9 protein-coding genes are annotated in these 21,074 nt (G+C 64.8%); 2 read left to right on the forward strand and 7 right to left on the reverse strand.

Annotation, left to right across the window (positions count from 1 at the left end):
• From V2B31_RS04640 to V2B31_RS04665, 6 genes are all read right to left on the reverse strand, one after another.
• The coding region (locus V2B31_RS04640; protein ID WP_328275835.1) for a VCBS domain-containing protein at positions 1 to 12,004 on the reverse strand (12,004 nt) is incomplete at its 3' end.
• 306 nt (positions 12,005 to 12,310) lie between these two features.
• Positions 12,311 to 12,772: a PilZ domain-containing protein gene (locus tag V2B31_RS04645; RefSeq protein WP_328275836.1), complete on the reverse strand. Its 462-nt coding sequence runs from the start codon at positions 12,770 to 12,772 to the stop codon at positions 12,311 to 12,313.
• Between the two features lies 1 nt (position 12,773).
• Positions 12,774 to 14,393 (reverse strand): NAD(P)/FAD-dependent oxidoreductase, encoded by a 1,620-nt coding sequence (locus V2B31_RS04650; protein ID WP_328275838.1) that lies wholly within the window; start codon positions 14,391 to 14,393, stop codon positions 12,774 to 12,776.
• Between the two features lie 31 nt (positions 14,394 to 14,424).
• The gene (locus V2B31_RS04655; RefSeq protein ID WP_328275840.1) at positions 14,425 to 15,678 is read right to left on the reverse strand and encodes a PepSY-associated TM helix domain-containing protein; all 1,254 of its coding nucleotides are present in this window, start codon (positions 15,676 to 15,678) and stop codon (positions 14,425 to 14,427) included.
• A gap of 14 nt (positions 15,679 to 15,692) precedes the next feature.
• Positions 15,693 to 17,693: a TonB-dependent receptor family protein gene (locus V2B31_RS04660; protein ID WP_328275842.1), complete on the reverse strand. Its 2,001-nt coding sequence runs from the start codon at positions 17,691 to 17,693 to the stop codon at positions 15,693 to 15,695.
• A 64-nt stretch (positions 17,694 to 17,757) separates the two neighbouring features.
• Positions 17,758 to 18,165, reverse strand: coding sequence for a DUF2946 family protein (locus tag V2B31_RS04665; RefSeq protein WP_328275843.1), 408 nt, complete (start codon positions 18,163 to 18,165; stop codon positions 17,758 to 17,760).
• Positions 18,166 to 18,270: 105 nt separating this feature from the next.
• Here V2B31_RS04665 and V2B31_RS04670 point away from each other — a divergent pair, with 105 nt between their 5' ends.
• Together V2B31_RS04670 and V2B31_RS04675 are read left to right on the forward strand one after the other, a co-directional pair.
• Entirely contained in the window at positions 18,271 to 18,681 is a 411-nt protein-coding gene (locus tag V2B31_RS04670) for a MerR family transcriptional regulator (RefSeq protein WP_328275845.1), read from the forward strand.
• Positions 18,682 to 18,720: 39 nt separating this feature from the next.
• The gene (locus V2B31_RS04675) at positions 18,721 to 20,523 is read left to right on the forward strand and encodes an acyl-CoA dehydrogenase C-terminal domain-containing protein (RefSeq protein WP_328275847.1); all 1,803 of its coding nucleotides are present in this window, start codon (positions 18,721 to 18,723) and stop codon (positions 20,521 to 20,523) included.
• Positions 20,524 to 20,625: 102 nt separating this feature from the next.
• Here the strand turns inward: V2B31_RS04675 and V2B31_RS04680 are convergent, their stop codons facing one another.
• The gene (locus tag V2B31_RS04680) at positions 20,626 to 21,060 is read right to left on the reverse strand and encodes a DUF7684 family protein (protein WP_328275849.1); all 435 of its coding nucleotides are present in this window, start codon (positions 21,058 to 21,060) and stop codon (positions 20,626 to 20,628) included.
• Positions 21,061 to 21,074: the final 14 nt, after the last annotated feature.

A 21,074-nucleotide genomic window follows, 5' to 3' on the forward strand; every position in this document is an offset into this window, starting at 1 on the left:
TGCCGCCCGAGGTGAACACCGGCGCATTGTCGTTCACGTCGGTGACATTGATCGTTGCGGTCGCAGTGGCAGTGCCGCCCCGGCCGTCGCTCACGGTGACGGTCAGCACATGGCTCGTCGCGCTTTCATAATCGAGTATCTTGCCGGCCGCGAGCGATATAGCGCCCGTGCTGTCAATCTCGAACAGGCCCGCGCCGTTGCCGCCCGTGATGGCGTAGCCCAGGCTATCGCCGTCCACATCGTTCGCCAGGATCGTCGCGAGGGTCACCGTTTCCGCGACATTCTCGGCCACCGTTACGGTCGCACCCGTGGCGGTCGGCGCGTCATTCTGGTTGGTGACGCTGATGGTCACCGTCCTGGTCGTGGACGGCCCGCTGCCCTGCGACGCCGTGATGTCGACGCTGTAGGCGGATTTCGTCTCATAATCGGCGCTCGCCTTGAGCTTGAGATCGCCGGTTGTCGCATCAAGGGTGAAGGCCCCCGCGTCGATGCCGCTCAGCGCATAGGTTACCGGGCCGAAGTTCACATCGGCGTCGGTGGCGACTGCCTTGTAGACCAGGGTCGATGGATCGGCATTCTCCGCCACGCTCGCCGTGCCGCTCGAGGTGAAGACCGGCGCGTTGTCGTTGAGGTCGGTGACGTTGATCGTTGCGGTTGCAGTGGCCGTCGCACCCTTCGCGTCAGTTACCGTAACGGTCAGTATGTGACTGATCGCGCTCTCATAATCCAGCACCTTGCCGGCCGCGAGCGAGATGGCGCCGGTGGCGTCGATCTCGAACAGGCCGCCCGTGTTGCCGCTGGTGATGGCGTAGCTCAACGTGTCACCCAGCGGCGCATCGAGATCGGATGCGCTGATCGTCGCGAGGATTTCAGTGTCGGCGATATTTTCGTCGAGGGTGACCGTCTGGCCCGTCGCTGTGGGGGCGTCGTTGAGAATGTCCGCCGCAGCTACCGCAGCGCCGCCGTTGAAGCTGAACAGTTCGACCGAGGTGGCGGTGACCAATTCCCCGGCCCGGCTGAGCGTGTAGGTGCCGCCGGCCTGGCTGATCGTGTAGGACGCCCAGCTACCCGCCAGATAGGCGGTGTCGCTGCCCGATCCGCCGATCAGCGTGTCCTCGCCGCCGCCGCCATGGAGCGCATCGTCGCCGCTGCCGCCGGACAGGGTATCGTCGCCCTCGCCGCCATAGAGCGTGTCCTTGCCGCCATTGCCGATCAGGCTGTCGTCGCCACCCAGGCCGGAGATCACATCGTCCGAACCCGAGCCGTTGAGCGTATTGTCGGCGCCATTCCCGGTCAAATTCTCCGCCGCGCCGGTGATGGTCAGGGTGAAAGTGCCGGTGGCGGTAGCGTTGCTGTCGTCGGCGACGACATAGTTGATCGTGATCGTCGCGCTCTGGCCGGGGGCCAAGCGATCATAGACCGCCTCGGTCGTGCCGGGCAGGCCCGCCGACGGGGTGAAGACCAGCTTGCCGCCGACGATCGCGAAATCATCGGCAATGTCGGCCTTTTCGCTCAGCGTCAGGTCGCCAAGACCGCTTATCGCATCGACATCGACGGTGAAGCTCTGGAGCGTCTTGCTTTCATTCTTGTCGACATCGGTGTCGTTGGCGACCAGATCGAAGGTGCCCCCGACATTTTCCGCCAACGTCGCCAAGTCCGCGACGGCCACAGGCGCATCATTCTCGCCGTTGATGGTGAAGGTCAGCGTTCTGCCGACCGGGCCGTCATTGCCCGATTCCGCCTGGAATTCTATGCTGTAAGTGACGCTTTCGCCGTCGTCGAGCCAGTTGAAGGCGGCGCGGTTGTAGCTGACCGCACCGGTTTCCTTGTCAAAGGTGACGAGACCAACGAGCGTTCCCGAGGCCGGTGCCGGGCCTTGTGCGGTAACGCTGCCGCTGTTCGCGACATATTTGGTGGGCGTGGCCGCATCGCTGGTGTCGGGGTCGGTGATCGTCACATAGCCTGCGACGTTAAAGCTGACAGGCGTGCTGGCGTCAGTTTCGGCCAAATCCATCACGCCGCTCACGGTGATGGTTGCCGCGTCGTTCCCGCCGGTGATGTTGACGGTGAGCGTGCTGGTCGCCTCGTTGCCCGCGCCCCCGCCATTGTTGGCGATGGTGTAGTGGAAGGTCTCGCTGACCAGTTCACCGCTGTCGAGCGCTTGCGTGTCCGCATCCGCATCGTTCAGCACATAGCGGTAGCTGCCGTCCGTTTTGACGAACAGGTCGCCATATTTGCCCGCGATCTTCGCTTCGCCGGTCACGCCGTCAAAAACGAGATTAATTTGCGCGTCGGTGCCCGAAGAGCCTTTGACAAGCTTGAGCGCCGCATCCTCGGTGCGGTCGGCGTCGAACCAGTTTGCGCCGTCCACGCCGGACAGGTTGCCGCTGACGCTGGCATGGGTCAGGACATCGCTGCCCTCGACGACCGCGCTGGGCGTGGTCGATGGGACGTTGATTTCCGGCGCATCATTGGTGCCGGTGATGGTGATGACGAGCGGCTGCTGGCTGGTTGCTCCCGTCTCGTCCTCCAGCGTCACCGTGTAGGTCAGCGTCAGCGTGTCGCCGGCGCGCAGGAAGTCGAGATCGGCCGTGGCGGCGTAGGTCCAGCCGATCGACTGCTCCTCCCCGCTCGCGCTGATGGCGTCGTCGAAGCTCAGCCCGTCCAGCAGCGCTTCCGGAATGCCCGAATAGCTGACGACAGTGTCGGACGCATCCCTCAGTTCAACCTCCGGCGTGCCCGCCGATACGGTCAGCGTGTCGCCGATATCGGCATCCTGGACGGTGAGGAGCCCGTCGGCTTCAATTGTCTGAGCCGAGGCATTGCCGGATTCCGCCTGATCGTCCGGCAACGTGATTATCGAGAGCAGCGGCGCGTCATTGGTGCCCGTCACGGTGATGGTGACAAGCTGCGTGAAGAATGCGTCCTGCTTGTCCTTCACCTCGACAGTGTAGGTGAGGGTGAGGGTGTCGTCCTTCTTGAGATAGTCGAAGTTGATGTCCGGGGCCGAGAAATCCCAGGTGACGCTCCCGGAGCCGCTGCCATCGGTCTGCGCCACGGTCAGCCCCAGCAGGTTCTTCAGCGCCGCTTCGTTTAGGGCAAGGCCGTCATCATTGCCGCTGATCTCAACCGACTTGACGATCGCGCTGTGCTCCGATGCGTCGTCGACAAGGTCGGCGTCGGTGAAGGTGAAGCTGCCCGTGTCGATCAGCGTCGGTACAAGGCTGCCCGTCTGGTCGACAGTTTCGGCCAAATCGCCGACGACATCCGTGGCCGTCCCGATCACCGGCGCGTCATTCTCGCCGGTGATGGTGAAGCTCAGGGTCTGCGGAACTTCGCCATCGTCGCCCGACTGCGCCTTGAAGGCGATGGTGTAGGTGACGCTCTGGCCTGTCCCCAGCCAGTTGAAGGCGGCGCGGTCGTAGCTCACCTCACCGGACGGCTTGTCGAAGGTGACGAGACCATCGAGCGTACCGTTCACCGGCGCGGTGCCGGTGGCGGTGATGCTGCCGGAATTCGCGACATAATCCTGAGGGTTGGACGCGTCCTGCGTGTCGGGATCGGTGATCGTCACATAGTCGGCGACATTGAAGCTGACCGTCGCGGTCGTGTTGATCTCGCTCACGGCGGTCGGGTTGGTGACGGTGATGGTCGCCGCGTCGTTGCCGCCGGCGATAGTGACAATCAGCGTGCTGGTCGCCTCGTTGCCTGTGCCGCCGCCATTGTTGGCGATGGTGTAGTGGAAGGTTTCGCTGACCGACTGGTCGGAGTCGAGCGCCTGCGTGTCCGCATCGGCATCATTGAGGACGTAGCGATAGCTGCCGTCATCCTTGACGAACAGGTCGCCATATTTGCCCGCGATCTTCGCTTCGCCGGTCTGAGCGCCGCTCGCCAAACCGTCAAAGACCAGATCGGCTTGCGTATCCGTGCCCGACGCGCCCTTGGTGACCTTGAGCGCGGCATCCTCGGTGCGGTCTGCGTCGAACCAGTAGCTGCCATCGTCTGACAGGTCGCCTGTGACGATTGCATTACCCTCGACGACGCCCGCTTCCACCACGCCGCCGGTGGATGACGGCGCTGTGATGATCGGCACATCGTTGGTGCCGTTGATCGTGATCGTGACGACCTGGTCCGCCGTGCCGCCATGCTTGTCGGCGACCGTGACGGTGTAGGTCAAGGTGAGCGTGTCGTCTTCGCGCAGATAGTCGAAGGCGCTGTCGGCCGCCGTGAAGGTCCAGTCGACATCGCCGCCGGTGCCGTCGCTTCCGGTCTGGGTCGTGACGAAGCTGAGCAGCGCCTTGAGCGCCGCTTCGTTGAGGCCGAGGCCATCCGTTGCGCCGCTCGTGGTGACGCTCTTGACCGACGCGCTATGCTCGTCGATCGCATCCGCCAGATCGACGTCGGAGAAGGTGAAGTTACCTATGGCCTGGAGGCTGGTCGACCCGTTGGTTTCGCCCGTCTCGGTGACTGCGCCCGACTGGGTGCTGGCGGCGATGACCGGCGCGTCGTTGGTGCCGGTGATGGTGATGGTAACGGTCTTATCGAACTGCTCGCCCGACGAGTCGATGATGCGAACCCGATAGGTTTCGGTCACCGTGTCGCCCACGGCCAGATAGGTCGAGGCGCTGTTGCTGAGGCTGTAATTCCAGGTGACAACCCCGTTGCCGTCATCCAGCGCCGGATTGGTCACGCTGGCGGTCAGCGACCCCCCGGGGCCGCTGAGGCCGCTTGTCAGGCGCGTGACCTGAACGGCGTGGTTGGAGAAGTCGGCATCGCTGAACGCGATGGTGCCGGAGGCCGGGGCGGGATCGACGCCGGTCGCCGTCGGCTCGCTGACGGAAGCGCTCAGCGTCGCCAAGCCCTGCGTGATCGGATCGTTGGTGCCGTTGAAGGTGATGGCGATGGTGGTCGACGCCGTCGCATTGGCAGCACCACTCTGATCGTCGGCGGTGACCTTGATGTAGAGCGTGAGTACTTCGCCCTGGCGCAGGAAGTCGATCTGGCTTTCGGTGACGGCGTAGGTCCAGCCGACCGCGCCGTCATTGCCCGTGATCGGCGGCAGGGTGAGCGAACCCAGCAGGCTCGTGATCTGGCTTTCGCTCAACGTGCGCGCCGCGAAATTGCTGGTGAAGCCTTTGGAATCGCCGAGGCTGAGGTCCAGCGCCTTGGTGAGCACGGTCTGCCCGTTCGCGTCCGCATCCGTGATCGTGAAGGTGCCGCTGATCCCCGGCAGCGCGGTCGTCCCGCCGCTATGGCCGACGGGCTCTGCGATCGGACCCGCCGATTGCGAGACGCCGGAAATGGCCGGCGCGTCGTTGGTGCCGGTGACGGAGATGACCACATTCTCGGACACCGATCCGCCCTTGCCGTCGCTGATCGTCACCGGGGTGGTGATGGTCAGCGTTTCGCCGAGCGCCAGGAAGTCGAGATTGGGAGAGGCGGTCCAGGTCCAGGTGAAACTGCCGTTCATATTCTTCACGACGGTGAAGGCGTCGGCACTGGAAAGGGCTATGACCAGGTCCATCGGTGGCGTGCCACCCGACCACGCGACGGTGGTCGAGCCTTCGCTGACGGTCAGCACGTCGGTCAGGTCGAGATCGCTGGCGGTGAAGCTGCCGCTGGTGCTGATGGACGTAGCACCGGTCACGGCTTCGGCGAACGTCTCGGCAAAATCGCCGCCGGCATTGATCGTCGGCGCGTCATTGGCGCCGGTGATGGTGATCGTCACCGTTTCCGTATCGGCGCCACCTTCGCCATCGCTGACTTCGATCTCATAAGCGAGGACGAGCGTTTCATCCTTGGCGAGATAGTCGAACGTCTGGGCGCCGGAGTTGAAGGCCCAGGTCAGGCTGCCGACGCCCGTTTCGTCGTCGGTGAGGTCACCCTCCGTCACGCTCATCATTGCCTTGAGCGCGTCGTTGCTGATGCCGTTGGTGATGCCCACGGCAACCACGCTCTTCACCGTAGCGGTATCCACATCGCTGAGGTCGAGGTCGGACACGCTCAGCGTGTCGCTGGCAGACAGATTCCCGGCGTTGGCTTCGGTCACGCCGCCGGCGACGGAATCCTCGACGCCGATTGAGATGACAGGATTGTCATTCGTGCCGTTAATGGTAATGACCACATCCTGCTTGGCAACGCCGCCTTTGCCATCGATGACCGTGGTCTCATAGGTCAGGACCAGCGATTCGCCGACCGCGAGATAATCGAACGCCCGGCCGCCCGAATTGAAGGTCCAGTTCAGCGCGCCTGCACCAGTGGCATTGTCGGTCAGGTCGGTGTGAACGCCGATGCTGAACATCGCTTCAAGATCGAGGTTCGAAATACCGGGATGTTCACCCCCGACACTCTTCAGCGTTGCCGATGCGGTGTGGGCATCGGTCAAGTCGACGTCGGTAATGGTCAGCGTGTCGGTGGCGCTGAGCCCGGAGTTGCCTTCGTTGAAGCTTTGAGCAGCGCTATCCCCTTGCTCGGTCGAGATGACTGGCTGGTCGTTGCTGCCGGTGATCGTCACGGTGACCGTTTCGCTGTCGGAGGCAGCGCCATCGGACACGGAAACCGTGTAGGTCATCACCAGCGTCTCGCCGGCGGCGAGATAGTCGAACGCCTTTTCGGCGGCTGCGAAAGCCCAGCTTGCGCTGCCCGCCTGTGCATCCCCGCCCGCCGCGGCGATAGAGGTAGTCAGATAGCCCCGCGCGGCCGCTTCGGACGGACGGCCGATGGTGGGGCCGGTGCCGCCGAACGCGACCTCATGGGTGACCGTGTGCGTGCCGTCCTGGCTGACGTCGAGGTCGGTGAAGGCGATGCTGCCGTTGCCTCCCAGCAGGGTGTCGCTGCCGGTGCGGTCGGTAAGCTCGGTGAACGCAGCATTCTCCGCCGCATTGCTGGTGATGACCGGCGCGTCGTTGGTGCCGGTGACGATGATAGTGACGGTCTGCGTGTCCGTCGCGTCGCTGCCGTCCTTGACGGTGACCGTATAGGCCAGCGTGACCGTTTCACCGATCGACAGATAGTCGAACTTGCTGCTGGCGGCCGAGAAGGCGAAGTCGATCTTGCCATGCTGATTGTCGGTGCCCGCATCCACGAGCGACGCGGTGAAGGCAGCGAGCATGTCCGCTTCGGTCACACGCAGCGTCGTCGGGCCGCCCGAAATCTGAACGCTCTTGTCGATTATGTGCGTCGCGTCCTGCGCGATGTCGAGGTCAGTGAAGTCGAAGCTACCCGATACGGTCAGCGTGTTCGCCTCGCCTTCGGCAAAGGTCTTTGAGAAAGCCATCGACGTGATGTCCGGCGCGTCGTTGGTGCCGGTGATGGTGATGACGACATCCTGCGTGTCGATGCCGCCCTTGCCGTCGTCGACCATGAGGCTGTACGTGATCTTGAGATCCTCGCCCGCCGCGATGAAGTCGAACTTCTCCGCCCCAGCGTTGAAGGACCAGGTCAGTTGGGCGGTGCCGTCTGCTGCGATGACCGGCTCGTCGGTCGGCCGGGTGAACATGGTGAGCAATTGCCCGTCGGTCAGCCCATTCCGTTCGCCTGTGACCGGACCAATTACGACCGAGAAGCTGTGAATGTCGCCCACATCATAATCGGTAAGAGTCAGCGTGCCGCTGGTGGTGAGCGAAGCATCCTCGGCCAGGGTCTTGGCGTCCGAATTGCCGGTTCCGATGCTGATGACAGGATCGTCGTTGGTCCCGGTGATCGACACGATGATCTTGTTGGTCGCGGTCAGCGGCGTCGTGCTGTCGTCCGAAATGGTATAGTCGAATATATCGTCCACGACTTCCTGAACAGCGAGCTTCTGCGTATCGAGGGCCGCATTATTCAGCGCATAACGGTAGCTGCCATTGGCCTTCAGATACAGCGTGCCGTAGACGCCATCGATGACGGCCTCATCGCCGGTGCCGCCGGTGAAGGCCAGGCTGCTCTGGGTGGTGCCCTCGGCACTGGCTTTGGTGACACGAAGAGTCTCACCTTCCACGTCGGACCATAGGAGGGCGGCATTGCCGCTGGCGGACGGCTCGCCCGCCGCCCCATTTGCCGCGCCGCCGGCCTCGATAACGCCGCCGACGATGGACGAACCCGAAATCACCGGCGCGTCGTTGCGTCCCTGCACGCTGATGGTGAGCGTGGCCTCATCGCTCGCGCCCTTGTCGTCGGTGACGACATAGGCGAATGTGTCGCTGCCGGTCTCGCCCGCTTTCAGCGCCTGCGTGTCGGCATCGCTTAGCGCATAGCTGTAGCTGCCATTTTCATAGATGGTGAGCGTGCCATATTTGCCGGTGAGCGTCACGCCCTCATCGGTGACGACGCTGCTGTCCAAACCCTCAGGATTGGCGGCGGTCACCTTGAGCACGGCATTGCGGTCGGCGTCGGTGTCGCTTCCGGTGATGACATTGCCGGCCGCCGAAGCGTCGCCGGCCGTAGCATTGGCGACGCCGCCGGCTTCGATCACGGCATCGGCGGTGTTGTTGTCATCGACCGCGACGGGACCGTCATTGGTGCCCGTGATAGTGATGGTGACGGTCTGCTCGTTGGACGGACTCGTCCCGTCGGTCACGGTCACCGGATAGCTGATGGTGAGCGTGTCGCCCTCTGCCAGAAAGTCGAGATTGGCGGCGGCGGGATTGTAGGTCCAGGTGACGGTCCGCGACGTGCCGGAGGCGGAGGCGGCGTTGTTGATCGCCAGAGTGAACGCGCCGGTGGCGGTGAGTTCGGCGGGTGCACCGGCGAAGGTTACGTTGTTGAGCTTGATCGTCGGCACACCGGCCTGCGGCGTCAGCATGTCGCTGCCGTCCACGTCCGATACGCTGATCGTGCCGACGATCGGCGCGATGTCCTGCGCGGACGCGACCAGCAGTTCCTCGACCGCATTCGGCTGCGTGACGCTGCCCAGCACCGGCGCATCGTTCTGCCCGTTGACGGTGATGACGATCTGCGCCGTATCCTCGTTCGCGGCGCCCGCACCGTTCGACACCTTGTAGGTGAAGGTCTCGGTCGGGCTGTCCTGGCTGTCGAGCGCCTGCGTCACCTCGCGGCTGTTGTCGAGGACGTAGCGATATTCGCCCGTCTCCTTGAGATAGAGGGTGCCGTAGGTGCCCTCGATCGCCATTTCATCGACCGCGACATTGTCAGGCAGGGTGAAGGCGCGGCCGAATATGCCCTGGCCGTCGCCTGGACCGTTGCCGTCCCACACGGACACGATCCTGCCGTCATCCAGTTGCGCGAGCGGGATGAAGCCGTAGTCGCTGTGCCGGAACTGGGTGCCCGAACTGGTCTCGTTCAGCCGGAACTCGGCGCCGACAGCAATGCCATTCGCATCGAAGCGTTGACCATAAATGCCCCAGCTGGACCCATCCTGGCTGTTGGAGGTCCAGCTGATCAGGAAGCCGCCATCGTCCAGGCTGGTGATCGCGGGGTAGTGCTGACCATTTGTCGTGTAAGTATTTACGCGGAATTCGCCGCCGATTTTGGCCCCATCGACATCGAAACGCTGGGCGTAGATGCCATAACCGCCGCCATCTTGGGGCGACTGCCATGTCACGACGAAGCCGCCATCGTCGAGCGTCGCGACGGAGGAATATTCCTGTTCCGAAGTCGTGAAGCTGTTTACGAGAATCTCGCTGCCGGACGGCGCGCCATCGGCCCCATAAGTCCGGACCAAGACGTCATAATTACTGCCGGTATAGGCGGTCCAGGTTGCGACGAAGCCGCCGCCAGGCAAAGCCGATACCGAGGGATATACCTCCGAATTCAGGCTGAATGTCAACTGTGTCTGGGTTCCGGACGGTTCTCCATCTTCGTCGAAAATTTGGGCGAAAATGCCGTATCCACTGCCATCTTCGTACAGGGACTGCCATGTCACCACAAAACCACCGTTCGACAAAAGTGACACGGTGGGATTAGATTGATTGTAAGCGGTGGTCGTGATGGGAAAAGCGTCGCCGCCCACACCGGCGGCATCGTAGATGCGGCCATACACACCGTAACCAGTGTCGTCCGGGGCGCTCCAGGTGACCACGAAACCGCCGTCACCGAAAGCTGCGACCGATGCGGCAAGTTCGTCGACGCCCAGATTTGTGATCGGGAAATCATCGCCTTCCGGTTGCCCGTCAGCGCCATATCGCCGGCCATGAACATTGTAGCTGACGCCGTCATAAGCGCCGTATGTAACCACAAACCCGCCGTTCGACAGCGCGGTGATCGACGGCACAAACTGGGTATCCGCTGTAGTCTGATTGACGCGGAAATCGCCGCCGTCCGCAACAGGCGTCGGGGTCGGCAGCGCGAAGCTCTGGCTGGCGCTCTGGCCGAAGCCGATGGCGGTGATGTGCAGCCCGGCCGCTTCGGCGCCGTCCACATCACTCCAGTTGCCGCCGGCCGACAGGTCGCCTTCCAGCGCAGCGACAGCATCCTCGGAAATCGAGCGGGTGGTGTCCGCCAGCACCACCGGCGCGTCGTTGCTGCCGGTGATGGCGAGAGTCAGCGTCGCGGTGGCGGTTACGCCGCCGCCATCGACCATCGTGTAGGTGAAGGTCTCCGTCGCCGGCTGCCCGTCGGTCAGCGCCTGGGTCGCGGCCCGGCTGTTGGCCAGCGTGTAGGTATAGCTGCCGTCGGCGGCGATGCTGATGTCGCCATAGGTGCCGGCGATGGTGGCGGCGACACCGCCGCTGGCCGATGGCACCGATCCGGCGCTGACGCCGACGACCGTCTTCGTATCGCCATCATCGATGTCGGTATCTTCGGTCAGGACATTGCCCGTCGCCGTGGCATTGCCCGTGCCGGCAAAGCCCGCCTCCACCAGCGCCGTGCCGGCATAGGTGTCCCAAACCGCCGTGGGCACGTCATTGGTGCCGGTGATGGTGATGGTGAGGGTCGAAGAACCGCCCACGCCCGCCGCGTCGCGGCCATGATAAGTGAAGACCTCGGTAACGGTCTGCCCCGCCTTAAGCTTCTGCGTGTCCGCATCGCCATTGTTCAGCGTATAGGTATAGGCGCCGTCCGCCGCGATCGTCAGCGATCCATATTTGCCTTCGAGCGGCTCACCCACCGTGCCGGTGACCGCACCGAACGCGATGGCGTCGACAGACTTGGAGTCCGCGACATCGACGTCGGTGTCATTGGTAAGGACATTGCCAGTGAAGGTCGGGGTTCCGGCAACCAGTCCGGTCGAAATCTGCCCCGCTTCGGTGACCGCGCCCGTATCCGCCACGACCACCAGCCCGTCATTCGCGCCGGTGACGTTGATCGTGACGGTCCGCGTATCAGTGCCGCCATGGCCGTCGCTCAGCGTCAGCGTATAGGTGAGGGTCAGGGTCTGGCTGGCCTGAAGATATTGGAAATAGGCGGGTGTGTTGGTGAAGGTCCAGGCGACCGAGCCGGCGGCGTCCGTCGTCGTGGAGGTCACCGCCGTCCCCAGCAGCGCCTTCAACTGGTCGGACGTTGCCGACAGGCCGGTCGTATCGCCGGTCGAAGCGACGGCGACGCTGGAAATGCTGTGGGTGTCGAGCACATCGACATCGGTGAAGGTCAGGGTGCCGGTCAGGGGCGGGATCGCGTCCTCGGTCAGGCTGTCGGGGGAGGACTGGCTGCTGGTGAATGTCGGGTCATCATTCGTGCCGGTGATGGTGATGGTGACATTGGTCGTTTTTTCGTCGCCGTCATCGTCGATGATCGTGACACGGAAGACCTGCGTGACCGTCTCGCCGACGGCGAGATACTGGACTGCGGCGTTATCGACCGAGAATTTCCAGTCCACCTCGCCATTCTGATCCGCGGTGCCGGTCGCGTCATCGAGGATGTTGACCGAGAAAGTCCCGAGATTCGCCCCGGTGCTGCTGATCCGCTCTGCCAGCGGGATATGGAAATGGCCGGTGCCGCCAGATGTATCGGTGAACTTGATCTTGCCGATCGTCTCCAGCTTTCCGAGCGAAACCGCGACCTCTTCGGTAACGCTGCCGGTCAGATTGCTGTCGCTCAGATTGATGTTCAGCCCGCCGTCCATGATAACCCCCCTATGCGCAACACAATGCAGCCCGCACATGTCATGTGCAGGAACGACCTTCTTACCGATGCGACCGGATTACTTATTCAGATTCTTTTATAGATTCCCGATACTTAGTTCTTATTCACTAATTTAGGAGAATCACTATTAACCGCATCTTAACCACAATGGAGCGCGCGCGCAATACCGCAAATGCGGGATGCGCATCGGATTTGGCTTCATTTTTTCTCAATATAGGTGGATGGGAACTTGACCGATCATCGCTATATTTGAGGCACCAGAAGTCGCGCGGAGATCATCGGACGGCTAGACTAGGCCAATGGAATAGGCCGCCGCGAGCAGGCACAATAGCGCACCCAGAATGATCGCGCCGGCCCCTCGGGCGCGCCTTGCGGCCGGGGCGGTGGCTGTCGGCTCCTCAGGAGCGAGGCTCGCACCAAAATTCGCGCGGACGATGATGCCGGCCTGCTTCGCCAGGTCGAACTCGGCGGCGGAGAGAGGGAGGTCGAACAGGCATCCCGCGCGCCCATCCCGCACCCAGACCACCCGCCCCCCGCGCGCGCCGACCCCGGAGAGGCCGACCAGCACGGATGCGCCGGGCACAAGCGCAGGCACGCCCGACAGGCTGCACCCGGTCAGCGACACATCGTCCAGCCACACGTCGCAGGGCGCGCCGTCCGCCGTCCGCAGCGTCGATGCCCGGCGGAGCGCCAGCCGGCTCGCGGCGCGATAGAAGCGGTGGAGCCTGGGCCGATAGGGCGGCTTCATCTCAGCCCGCCATCGCCAGCGCGACCGCTTCGGCGACCTTGATCCCGTCGATCGCGGCTGAGAGGATGCCGCCGGCATAGCCCGCGCCCTCCCCCGCCGGATAGAGGCCGGCGACGTTGAGGCTCTGAAAATCCTTGCCCCGGTTGATCCGCAGCGGCGAGGAGGTGCGGGTCTCCACGCCGGTCATGACCGCGTCGGGATGATCGTAGCGCGCGATCTGCCGGCCGAAGACGGGCAGCGCCTCGCGGAACGCCTCGATCACGAAGGGCGGCAGGCATTGCGACAGGTCGGTGGGGGTGACGCCGGGCTTGTAGCTCGGTTCCACCGATCCCAATCCGGTCGAGGGGCGGCCGGCGAGGAAATCGCCCACCGTCTGCCCCGGCGCATGATAGGAGGAGCCGCCGGCGATATAGGCCTGGGCTTCCCAGTGGCGCTGGAAATCGATCCCCGCCAGCGGCCCGCCGGGATAGTCGCGCTCCGGGTCGATGCCGACCACAAGGCCCGAATTGGCGTTGAATTCGGCGCGGCTATACTGGCTCATGCCGTTGGTGACGACCCGGCCCTCCTCCGAGGTGGCGGCGACGACGCGGCCGCCGGGGCACATGCAGAAGCTGTAGACCGTCCGGCCGTTGGCGCAATGATGGGCGAGGCTGTAGGCGGCAGCGCCCAGGTCCGGGTGGCCTGCGCAGTTGCCGTAGCGGGCCTGGTCCACCCAGCTTTGCGGATGCTCGATCCGCACGCCGATCGAGAAGGGCTTGGCCTCCATATGGACGCCGCGCGCGTGGAGCATGGCGAAGGTCGGGCGGGCGCTATGGCCGATGGCGAGGACGACATGGTCGCTCTCGATGACGTTCCCGTCCGCCAGAACGACGCCGCGCAGCCGCTGCGTCCCCTCGCCGGTGCGGTCGAGCAGCAGGTCGTCCACCCGCGCCTGCCAACGATATTCGCCGCCCAGCCCCTCGATCTGGCGGCGCATCGCCTCAACCATCGAGACGAGGCGGAAGGTGCCGATATGCGGATGCGCTTCCCAGAGAATGTCGTCAGGCGCGCCGGCGGCGACGAATTCCTCCAGCACCTTGCGGCCCAGGAAACGCGGGTCTTTGACCCGGCAATAGAGCTTGCCGTCGGAGAAGGTGCCCGCGCCCCCTTCCCCGAACTGGACGTTGGAATCGGGGTTCAGTTCGCCGCGCCGCCACAGGCCCCATGTGTCCTTGGTGCGCTCGCGCACCACCTTCCCCCGGTCGAGGATGATCGGGCGGAAGCCCATCTGCGCGAGGATGAGGCCGGCGAAGAGGCCGCACGGCCCCGCGCCGATCACGACCGGGCGCTTGCCGGCCCAGCCCTGCGGCGCATGGGTGACGAAGCGGTAGCGTGTATCGGGGGTCGGGCGGACGTCATGGTCGTTGGCGAAGCGGGCCAGCACTGCCGCTTCGTCCGCCACATCGACGTCGAACGTATAGACGAGTTGGATCGCCGAGCGGCGGCGCGCGTCATTGCCCCGGCGCACCAGTCTGTGGCCGCGCAATTCATCCGGCGCGAGGCTTAGGCGCGCGCAGATGGCGGGGGCAATCGCGTCGGCGGGGTGGTCGAGCGGGAGTTTGAGGCCGGACAGGCGGATCATGCCCGGCCCATAGTCCCTCTCCGCTTCGCCGTCACCCCCGCGCGACGCGGCGGGCTACACCCTCCCCCAGCAGCGCCGCGACCATGCTGAGGCCCGTTAGCGGGAAGAGGACGCCGATTGCGATCATCAGTGCCGCGACGGTGCGGCGCGCGCCCGGCGTCGCAGGGGGCGGCGTGGCGAAGCGCCGCTTCCACCAGAGGATCGGCGCAGTGAGGCAGAGCGCGAGCAAGCAGAGGCAGCCCGCCAGCATCAGCAGCCGGTTCGCTTCGCCATATTGCTGGCCCTGATGCACCGCGATGCCCCATTCCACCGCCTTCGCGCAGGGGCCGAACATGCGCCAGTCCATGTCCTGCACCACCGCCCCGCTCGCCGCGTCGATCGTTAGCGCGCGTGCATCGTCGGCGCGCTCGACCAAGGTCACGACCAGATAGGGCGCGCCGGGCTGCGCCGGCAGGATGATCTGATAGCCCGCGCTGATCCCGCGTCCAGCAGCGACGCGGGCGACGGCATCGACGCCGACATCACCCGGACCACCCGCGCCGCTGCCGCCCTCGCGCAGGGTCCAGGGCAGCGCCTCCTTCGCGGGTGCGCTCCAGGGGATTGACGCCATCTTCGGCCGGCCCCACGCGTTCGCTGCCACGACCGCGCGCAGTCCGCCGCCCCATATCTCCGTCCAGGGCATTCCCGTGACCGCAAGGAACAGGATCACCCCCGCCGACAGGAAACCCAGCGTGCCATGCAGGTCGCGCCAAAATAATCGGCCCTTGGGACGGCCCCGCACCGCCAGCGCCGGCTGGCCGCGCCGGGGCCAGCGCAGATAAAGGCCCGTGACGCAGAGCAGGATCGCCCAGCCCGCGACCACCTCGACCAGCCGGTTGCCCACCGCCCCGGTCAGCGCCAGGCTGTGCAAATTCTTGACGACGCCCATCACCCCGCCGCCGCGCATCTCGCCCAGAAGGCGGCCGTCAGCCGGATCGACGAAATGGACGATCGGCGCGCCCCCGCCCGGCCGGGTCATGACCCGCCAGCTTTGATCGGCCGTCTGCGGCACCGTAATCTGGGTGACTTTCTCCCCCGTCCGCCGCTCGACCGCCGCGATCAGCCGGGCCGGTGAAGCAGCAACCGCCGGGCGATCGAGTGTCACCGGGTAGAGCCACGCCTCCACCTCCGGCTTGTAGAGATAGAGCGCTCCGGTCACCGCCATCAGCGCGAGCACCGGCAGCACGATCAGCCCGGCATAGAAATGCCAGCGCCACATGGCGCGATAGAAAGCGGCGTCTTCCATGCGATCCCCTTTCATCACAGGCGCGCGCGCAGGCCGGCATAGACGGCGCGGCGCTCGACCGGGTAGAATGACGCCTGCCCGCTGTAACGGACGACCGCGCTGATGTCACCGATGGCGCGCCGCTGCGTCAGGTTGCGCGCGTCGAGGAACAGGGTGACGCCCTCACGCACCCCCGCCTGCGCCGTCAGCCCCAGCAAAGCATAGCCGCCGGTGCGTTTCGTGTTGGCATAGTCGGCCCATGCCCCCTGCGGCAGCCACTCGATCGCCGGCGACATGCTGAGCCGATCGCCGCCCAGCGTCAGTTCGGCGCGGTAGAGATGGCGCGGGATGACGGGCAGGCGATTGTTCCTGAACTGGGCGTCGCCCCGGAACCGGAAGTCGCTATATTGGTAAACCTGCCGCAGCCGCGCCCAAGGCAGTAGGGAGAGGTCAAGCCCAGCTTCGATCCCTTGGTGCCGCGTGCGATCGGCATTGAAGGTCGCGGCCGGGATTATGCCGGGCACGACATTATATTGCAGCATCTCGCCCCTGATGTCCGCGCGGTAGAGGCTGATATCCCAGGCCGCGATCCCCGCTCGGCCGCGCGTGCCGACCTCCGCCGTCCACGCCTTTTGCAAGCCGACCGGGGTGAAGCCCGGCGCGCCGCCGCTCGGGGTCTGGCTCAGTTCGCTATAGCCGGGCATTTCGACCGAGCGGCTGTAATTGGCGTAAAATTGCACCTGCCCGGTCGGGGCGTAGAGCAGGCCGAACTTCGGCGCGAAGGCGTCGAACGTCGCCTGGCCGCTGCGTACGGGCGCGAAGCGATTGGCGATGCGCCGCTCGCCATGGCTGTGAATGCCCCCGACGATCAGCCAGAGATGGTCCACCGGCGCAATCCGCGCCTCGCCATAGCTGTTGATCGTATGCGCCCGCACACGGGCATAGGCGGTCGGTGCGCCGGATTGGCCTGCCACATTGACGAACTGGCGTGCTGTTCCCCTGCCGAAACGTGCCTGGCTGCCCAATGTCACCTCAACCGGCATCCCGCCCAGATCGCCCGCCAGATCGACGCTGGCATAAACCCCTCGATCCTCAGATTTCTGGTCGATCACCTGAAAGATCGGGTGGAACAACTGCTTGGCGTTGTAGAACAGCCCGAAGGCCAGCGTCCCGTCTCCCAGATCGACCGTCGTGCGGTTCTGGAGCCGCAGCGAATCGATGTCGCGCGCCTGATCGCCCACGAAATTGCCGGTGGTGGGGTTGGTCAGCGCATTCCGCTCAGTCAGCGCCCCGGCAAGCTTCTGCCGGATCGTCTGCGCGCTGGCGTAGAAGCGGGTCTCGACGCGATCGCTGAGGCGCAGCCCGACATTGCCGTTGAAGCGCAGCGCCTTGCGCTCGCCATGGGCGCGGTCGCTGTCGGAGCGGTCGCCCGTCACCGCAAGATAGACGTCGCCTCGCGCATCCGCATAACCATAGGCCGCCTTGCCCCGCAGCGTGTCGAAGCTCCCGCCGTCCAACCGCAGTTCAATGCCCGGTGCGCTGCGTGCCGTCGGCGTCACCGCGTTGATCGCGCCGCCCAGCGTCGATCCGCCATAGCGCAGCGCATTGCCGCCACGATACACCTCGATATGCTGGAAGACCTGTGGGTCGAGTTCCTGGAAGTCGCCATTATCGTCGGCCATGTTGATCGGGATGCCGTCCTGCAACAAAGTCAGCCCGCGCATATGGAAGCCGCGCGACAGGCCCGATCCCCGGATCGAGAGGCGCACCTCCTGCCCGAATCGCGGCTGGGTATAGACGCCGGGCGAGAAAGCGAGCGCATCGCGCAGCGAGACGGCGAGACGGTTCTCGAAGGCTTCGGCCGCGACGACATCGGCCCCGCCGGGGGTGCGCTCGACACGAGCGACCGCCTCCTCGACCTGCGGGATGGCGGTGACGATGATGGTGCTGCCCGGCGCTTCATCGGCAAGGGCGGGCGGGACGGACAGGAGGATGGCGCACAGCGGCAGGCTGCGCGCGGCATGACAAGGATGCATGGGAAATCTCTTCTGAAAACAGGCATGGGGTCGCGCGGCGGGATCGCCGGCGCGAATCTATTGTTCAGAAGTACAAGGGCGGCCCCGACGAGGGCGGCGGCGGCGCGGCGAGGCGCGCGATCAGCCCGGTCTTGAGCGCGAAGGCGATCGGCCCAAAGGCACGCTGCCATGCAGGCAGCGGCAGATCGGCGAGGATCAGCGGCGGAACCACCGGCTGGATCGAGGCGGCGAAGGGGCAATGTTGCTGCCCCGTCATACCGTCGTCGGGCGCGTCCGGCCTGCCCGGTGCGCGGTCGCGCGGCACGACGACATTGACCGCGCCTTGCCCGGTGCACAGCGTGACGACCACGCCGCGCTCGGTTCGCATCGGCATGAAGCCCGCAGGCGCGATCAACTGGACCGCAAGGACGAGCAGCGCCAGCACGGCCAGCAAGCCGCGTGCTTTGCTCGATCCTCTGATGGCCCCTGTCATGGCGCAGGCCGTAGCGGCCACAGACTGCCCTGTCACCAGGGCAAAAGGCCCCAGCAGCCCGAACTGACATTGACGTAAACGTAAAGCTGCCTTACATCAGCGCCCATGAGCAAGCTGAGCACCATCGCAGGCATCGAGCTGCCGGACCATAGCGACCGGCAGAGCTACAGCATCACCGACCTGTCGGAGGAATTCGGAGTCACCGCCCGCGCGCTCCGCTTCTACGAGGATGAAGGGCTGATCTCGCCCGAGCGGCAGGGGCTGGCGCGCATCTATTCGCGCCGCGACCGTGCCCGCCTCGCGTGGATCTTGCGCGGCAAGCGCGTGGGCTTCAGCCTCACCGACATTCGCGAGATGATCGACCTCTACGACGCGGACGAAGCGCATGAGGCGCAGCGCCGCGTCACCATCGACAAATGCCGCGCGCGCATCGACCTGCTCACCCGGCAGAAGGACGATATCGACGCTGCGATCGCCGAACTGGCCGATTTCGTCGCCACCATCGAACAGAAATAAGCCCTGCCCCCTTCATAAGAATCGTTCCAGGAGAAGATCATGCCGAGCTACGCCGCCCCCGTCCGCGACACCCGCTTCGTGCTGGAGCATGTCGTCGGGCTCGACCGCTATGCCAATCTGCCAGGCTTTGCCGCCGCCACGCCGGACCTCGTCGAAGCGATCCTGACCGAAGGCGGCAAGGTCGCGGCGGAGATACTGTTTCCCCTGAACGCCTCGGGCGACAAGGAAGGCTGCACCCGGAACCCCGACGGCAGCGTGACCACGCCCAAGGGGTTCAAAGAAGCCTATGACCAATATGTCGCGGGCGGCTGGACCACGCTCCACGCGCCCGAAGAATTTGGCGGACAGGGCCTGCCGATGGTGATCGCCACCGCGCTCGGCGAATATATGTCCGCCGCCAACCAGGCGTTCGAAATGTATTTCGGCCTGACATCGGGCGCGATCTCGGCGCTGATCGCCAAAGGCAGCGACGAATTGCAGCAGCGCTACATCCCCAAGATGGTGACGGGCGAATGGACCGGAACGATGAACCTGACCGAACCCCATTGCGGCACCGACCTCGGCCTCATCAAGACCAGGGCCGTGCCGCAGAGCGACGGCAGCTACGCGATCACCGGCACCAAGATCTTCATTTCGGCGGGCGAGCATGACCTTGCCGAAAACATCATCCACTTGGTCCTCGCCAAGACGCCCGACGCGCCCGAAGGCAGCAAGGGCATATCGCTGTTCGTCGTGCCCAAGATCTTCGTCGGCGCGGATGGGTCGCTGGGGACACGCAACGCTGTGTCCTGCGGCTCGATCGAGCACAAGATGGGCATCCACGGCAACGCCACCTGCGTCATGAATTATGACGGCGCGACCGGATGGATGGTGGGCGAGGAGAATAAGGGCCTCGCCGCCATGTTCATCATGATGAACGCGGCGCGCCTCGGCGTCGGGGTGCAGGGTCTGGGCCAGGCGGACGCCGCCTTCCAGAACGCCGTCCATTATGCGCGGGACCGCCGTCAGGGCCGCGCGCTCACCGGCCCCAAGGAGCCGCAGGAGAAGGCCGACACCCTCTTTGTCCATCCCGACGTCCGCCGGATGCTGATGGAGGGGAAGGCGATCACCGAGGGGCTGCGCGCGCTGATCCTATGGACCGCGCTCCAGGTCGACCTGTCGCACAACGCCGCGAGCGAGGAAGAGCGGCAGGCGGCCGACGACATGCTCCAGCTCTTGACCCCGGTGGTGAAGGGCTATGGCACCGACAAGGGCTTCGACGTCGCGGTCGCCGCGCAGCAGGTGTTCGGCGGCCATGGCTACATCTGGGAAAATGGCGTCGAACAATATGTCCGCGACGCGCGCATCGCCCAGATCTACGAAGGCACCAACGGCATCCAGGCGATGGACCTGGTCGGCCGCAAGCTGCCGATGCATGGCGGTCGCGCGTTGCAGGCGTTCCTGAAGCTGGTGGCGGAGGAAGTCGCGGCGACGAAGGCGGACGAACAACTCGCCCCGATCGCCGAGGCGCTGGAAAAGGCCAGCGGACAGCTTGGCGCCGCGACCATGTGGCTGATGCAGAACGCGATGAAGAATCCCGACAATGCCGGCGCGGGCGCACATCACTACATGCACATCCTCGGCATCGTCGCGACCGGCCTGATGTGGCTGCGGATGGCGAAGGCCGCCTCCGCGCTGATCGCCGCGGGCGAAGGCGATGCCGGGTTCCTGGAAGCCAAGCTGGTGACCGCGCGCTTCTTCGCCGAACGCATCATGCCGGATGCAGGATCGCTGCGGCGGAAGATCGAGGGCGGCGCGGACGCGCTGATGGCGCTGGACCCGGAGATGTTCCTCGCGGCGTGAGGGGGCATGTTTCCCCTCCCGTTTACGGGAGGGGGGGGTCTATCATCGACCATTTTTTGCCGTTGTCGTCTCTTTCTGCGGTTCCCCGAATCGGACGCAGGATCAGGCCTCGGCCTCCGTCCCTTGGCTTTTGCTATAAAGCTCCAATGTGGCGACCCGTCGTTCTTCGCGCGCGACATGCACGATCACTGTGCCCGAAAGTTCGATGTCAGGGTGCGACGCACAATTCCCAGCGAACCATAGAGCCTCTGACAGCGGTTCTTTGTCATGCCATGTCGTCATCACAAACCTGTCATCCGGGATGTCCCCGAAATCAAAGGCTTCTAAGTGCCTCCAATCTACTGTGTCGTGCCAAGCCTCGCAGTCGATACCCCAAGCAATAAAGTAGAGGCATCCGCTCTCCAAGAGCCAAGAGGCCACTTCATTCCGCCGCACTTCGCTTACAGCCTGTTCGGAAATCAAAACTGCTCGGTAAGGCCGAACCTCTACGCTGGGCAGGGGGTCGTCGGGCGATAGATGCAGATAATCCAGCGTCATTGCACAAGCCTAAT

This window comes from Sphingobium sp., from assembly GCF_036170395.1.
GTDB lineage: Bacteria > Pseudomonadota > Alphaproteobacteria > Sphingomonadales > Sphingomonadaceae > Sphingobium.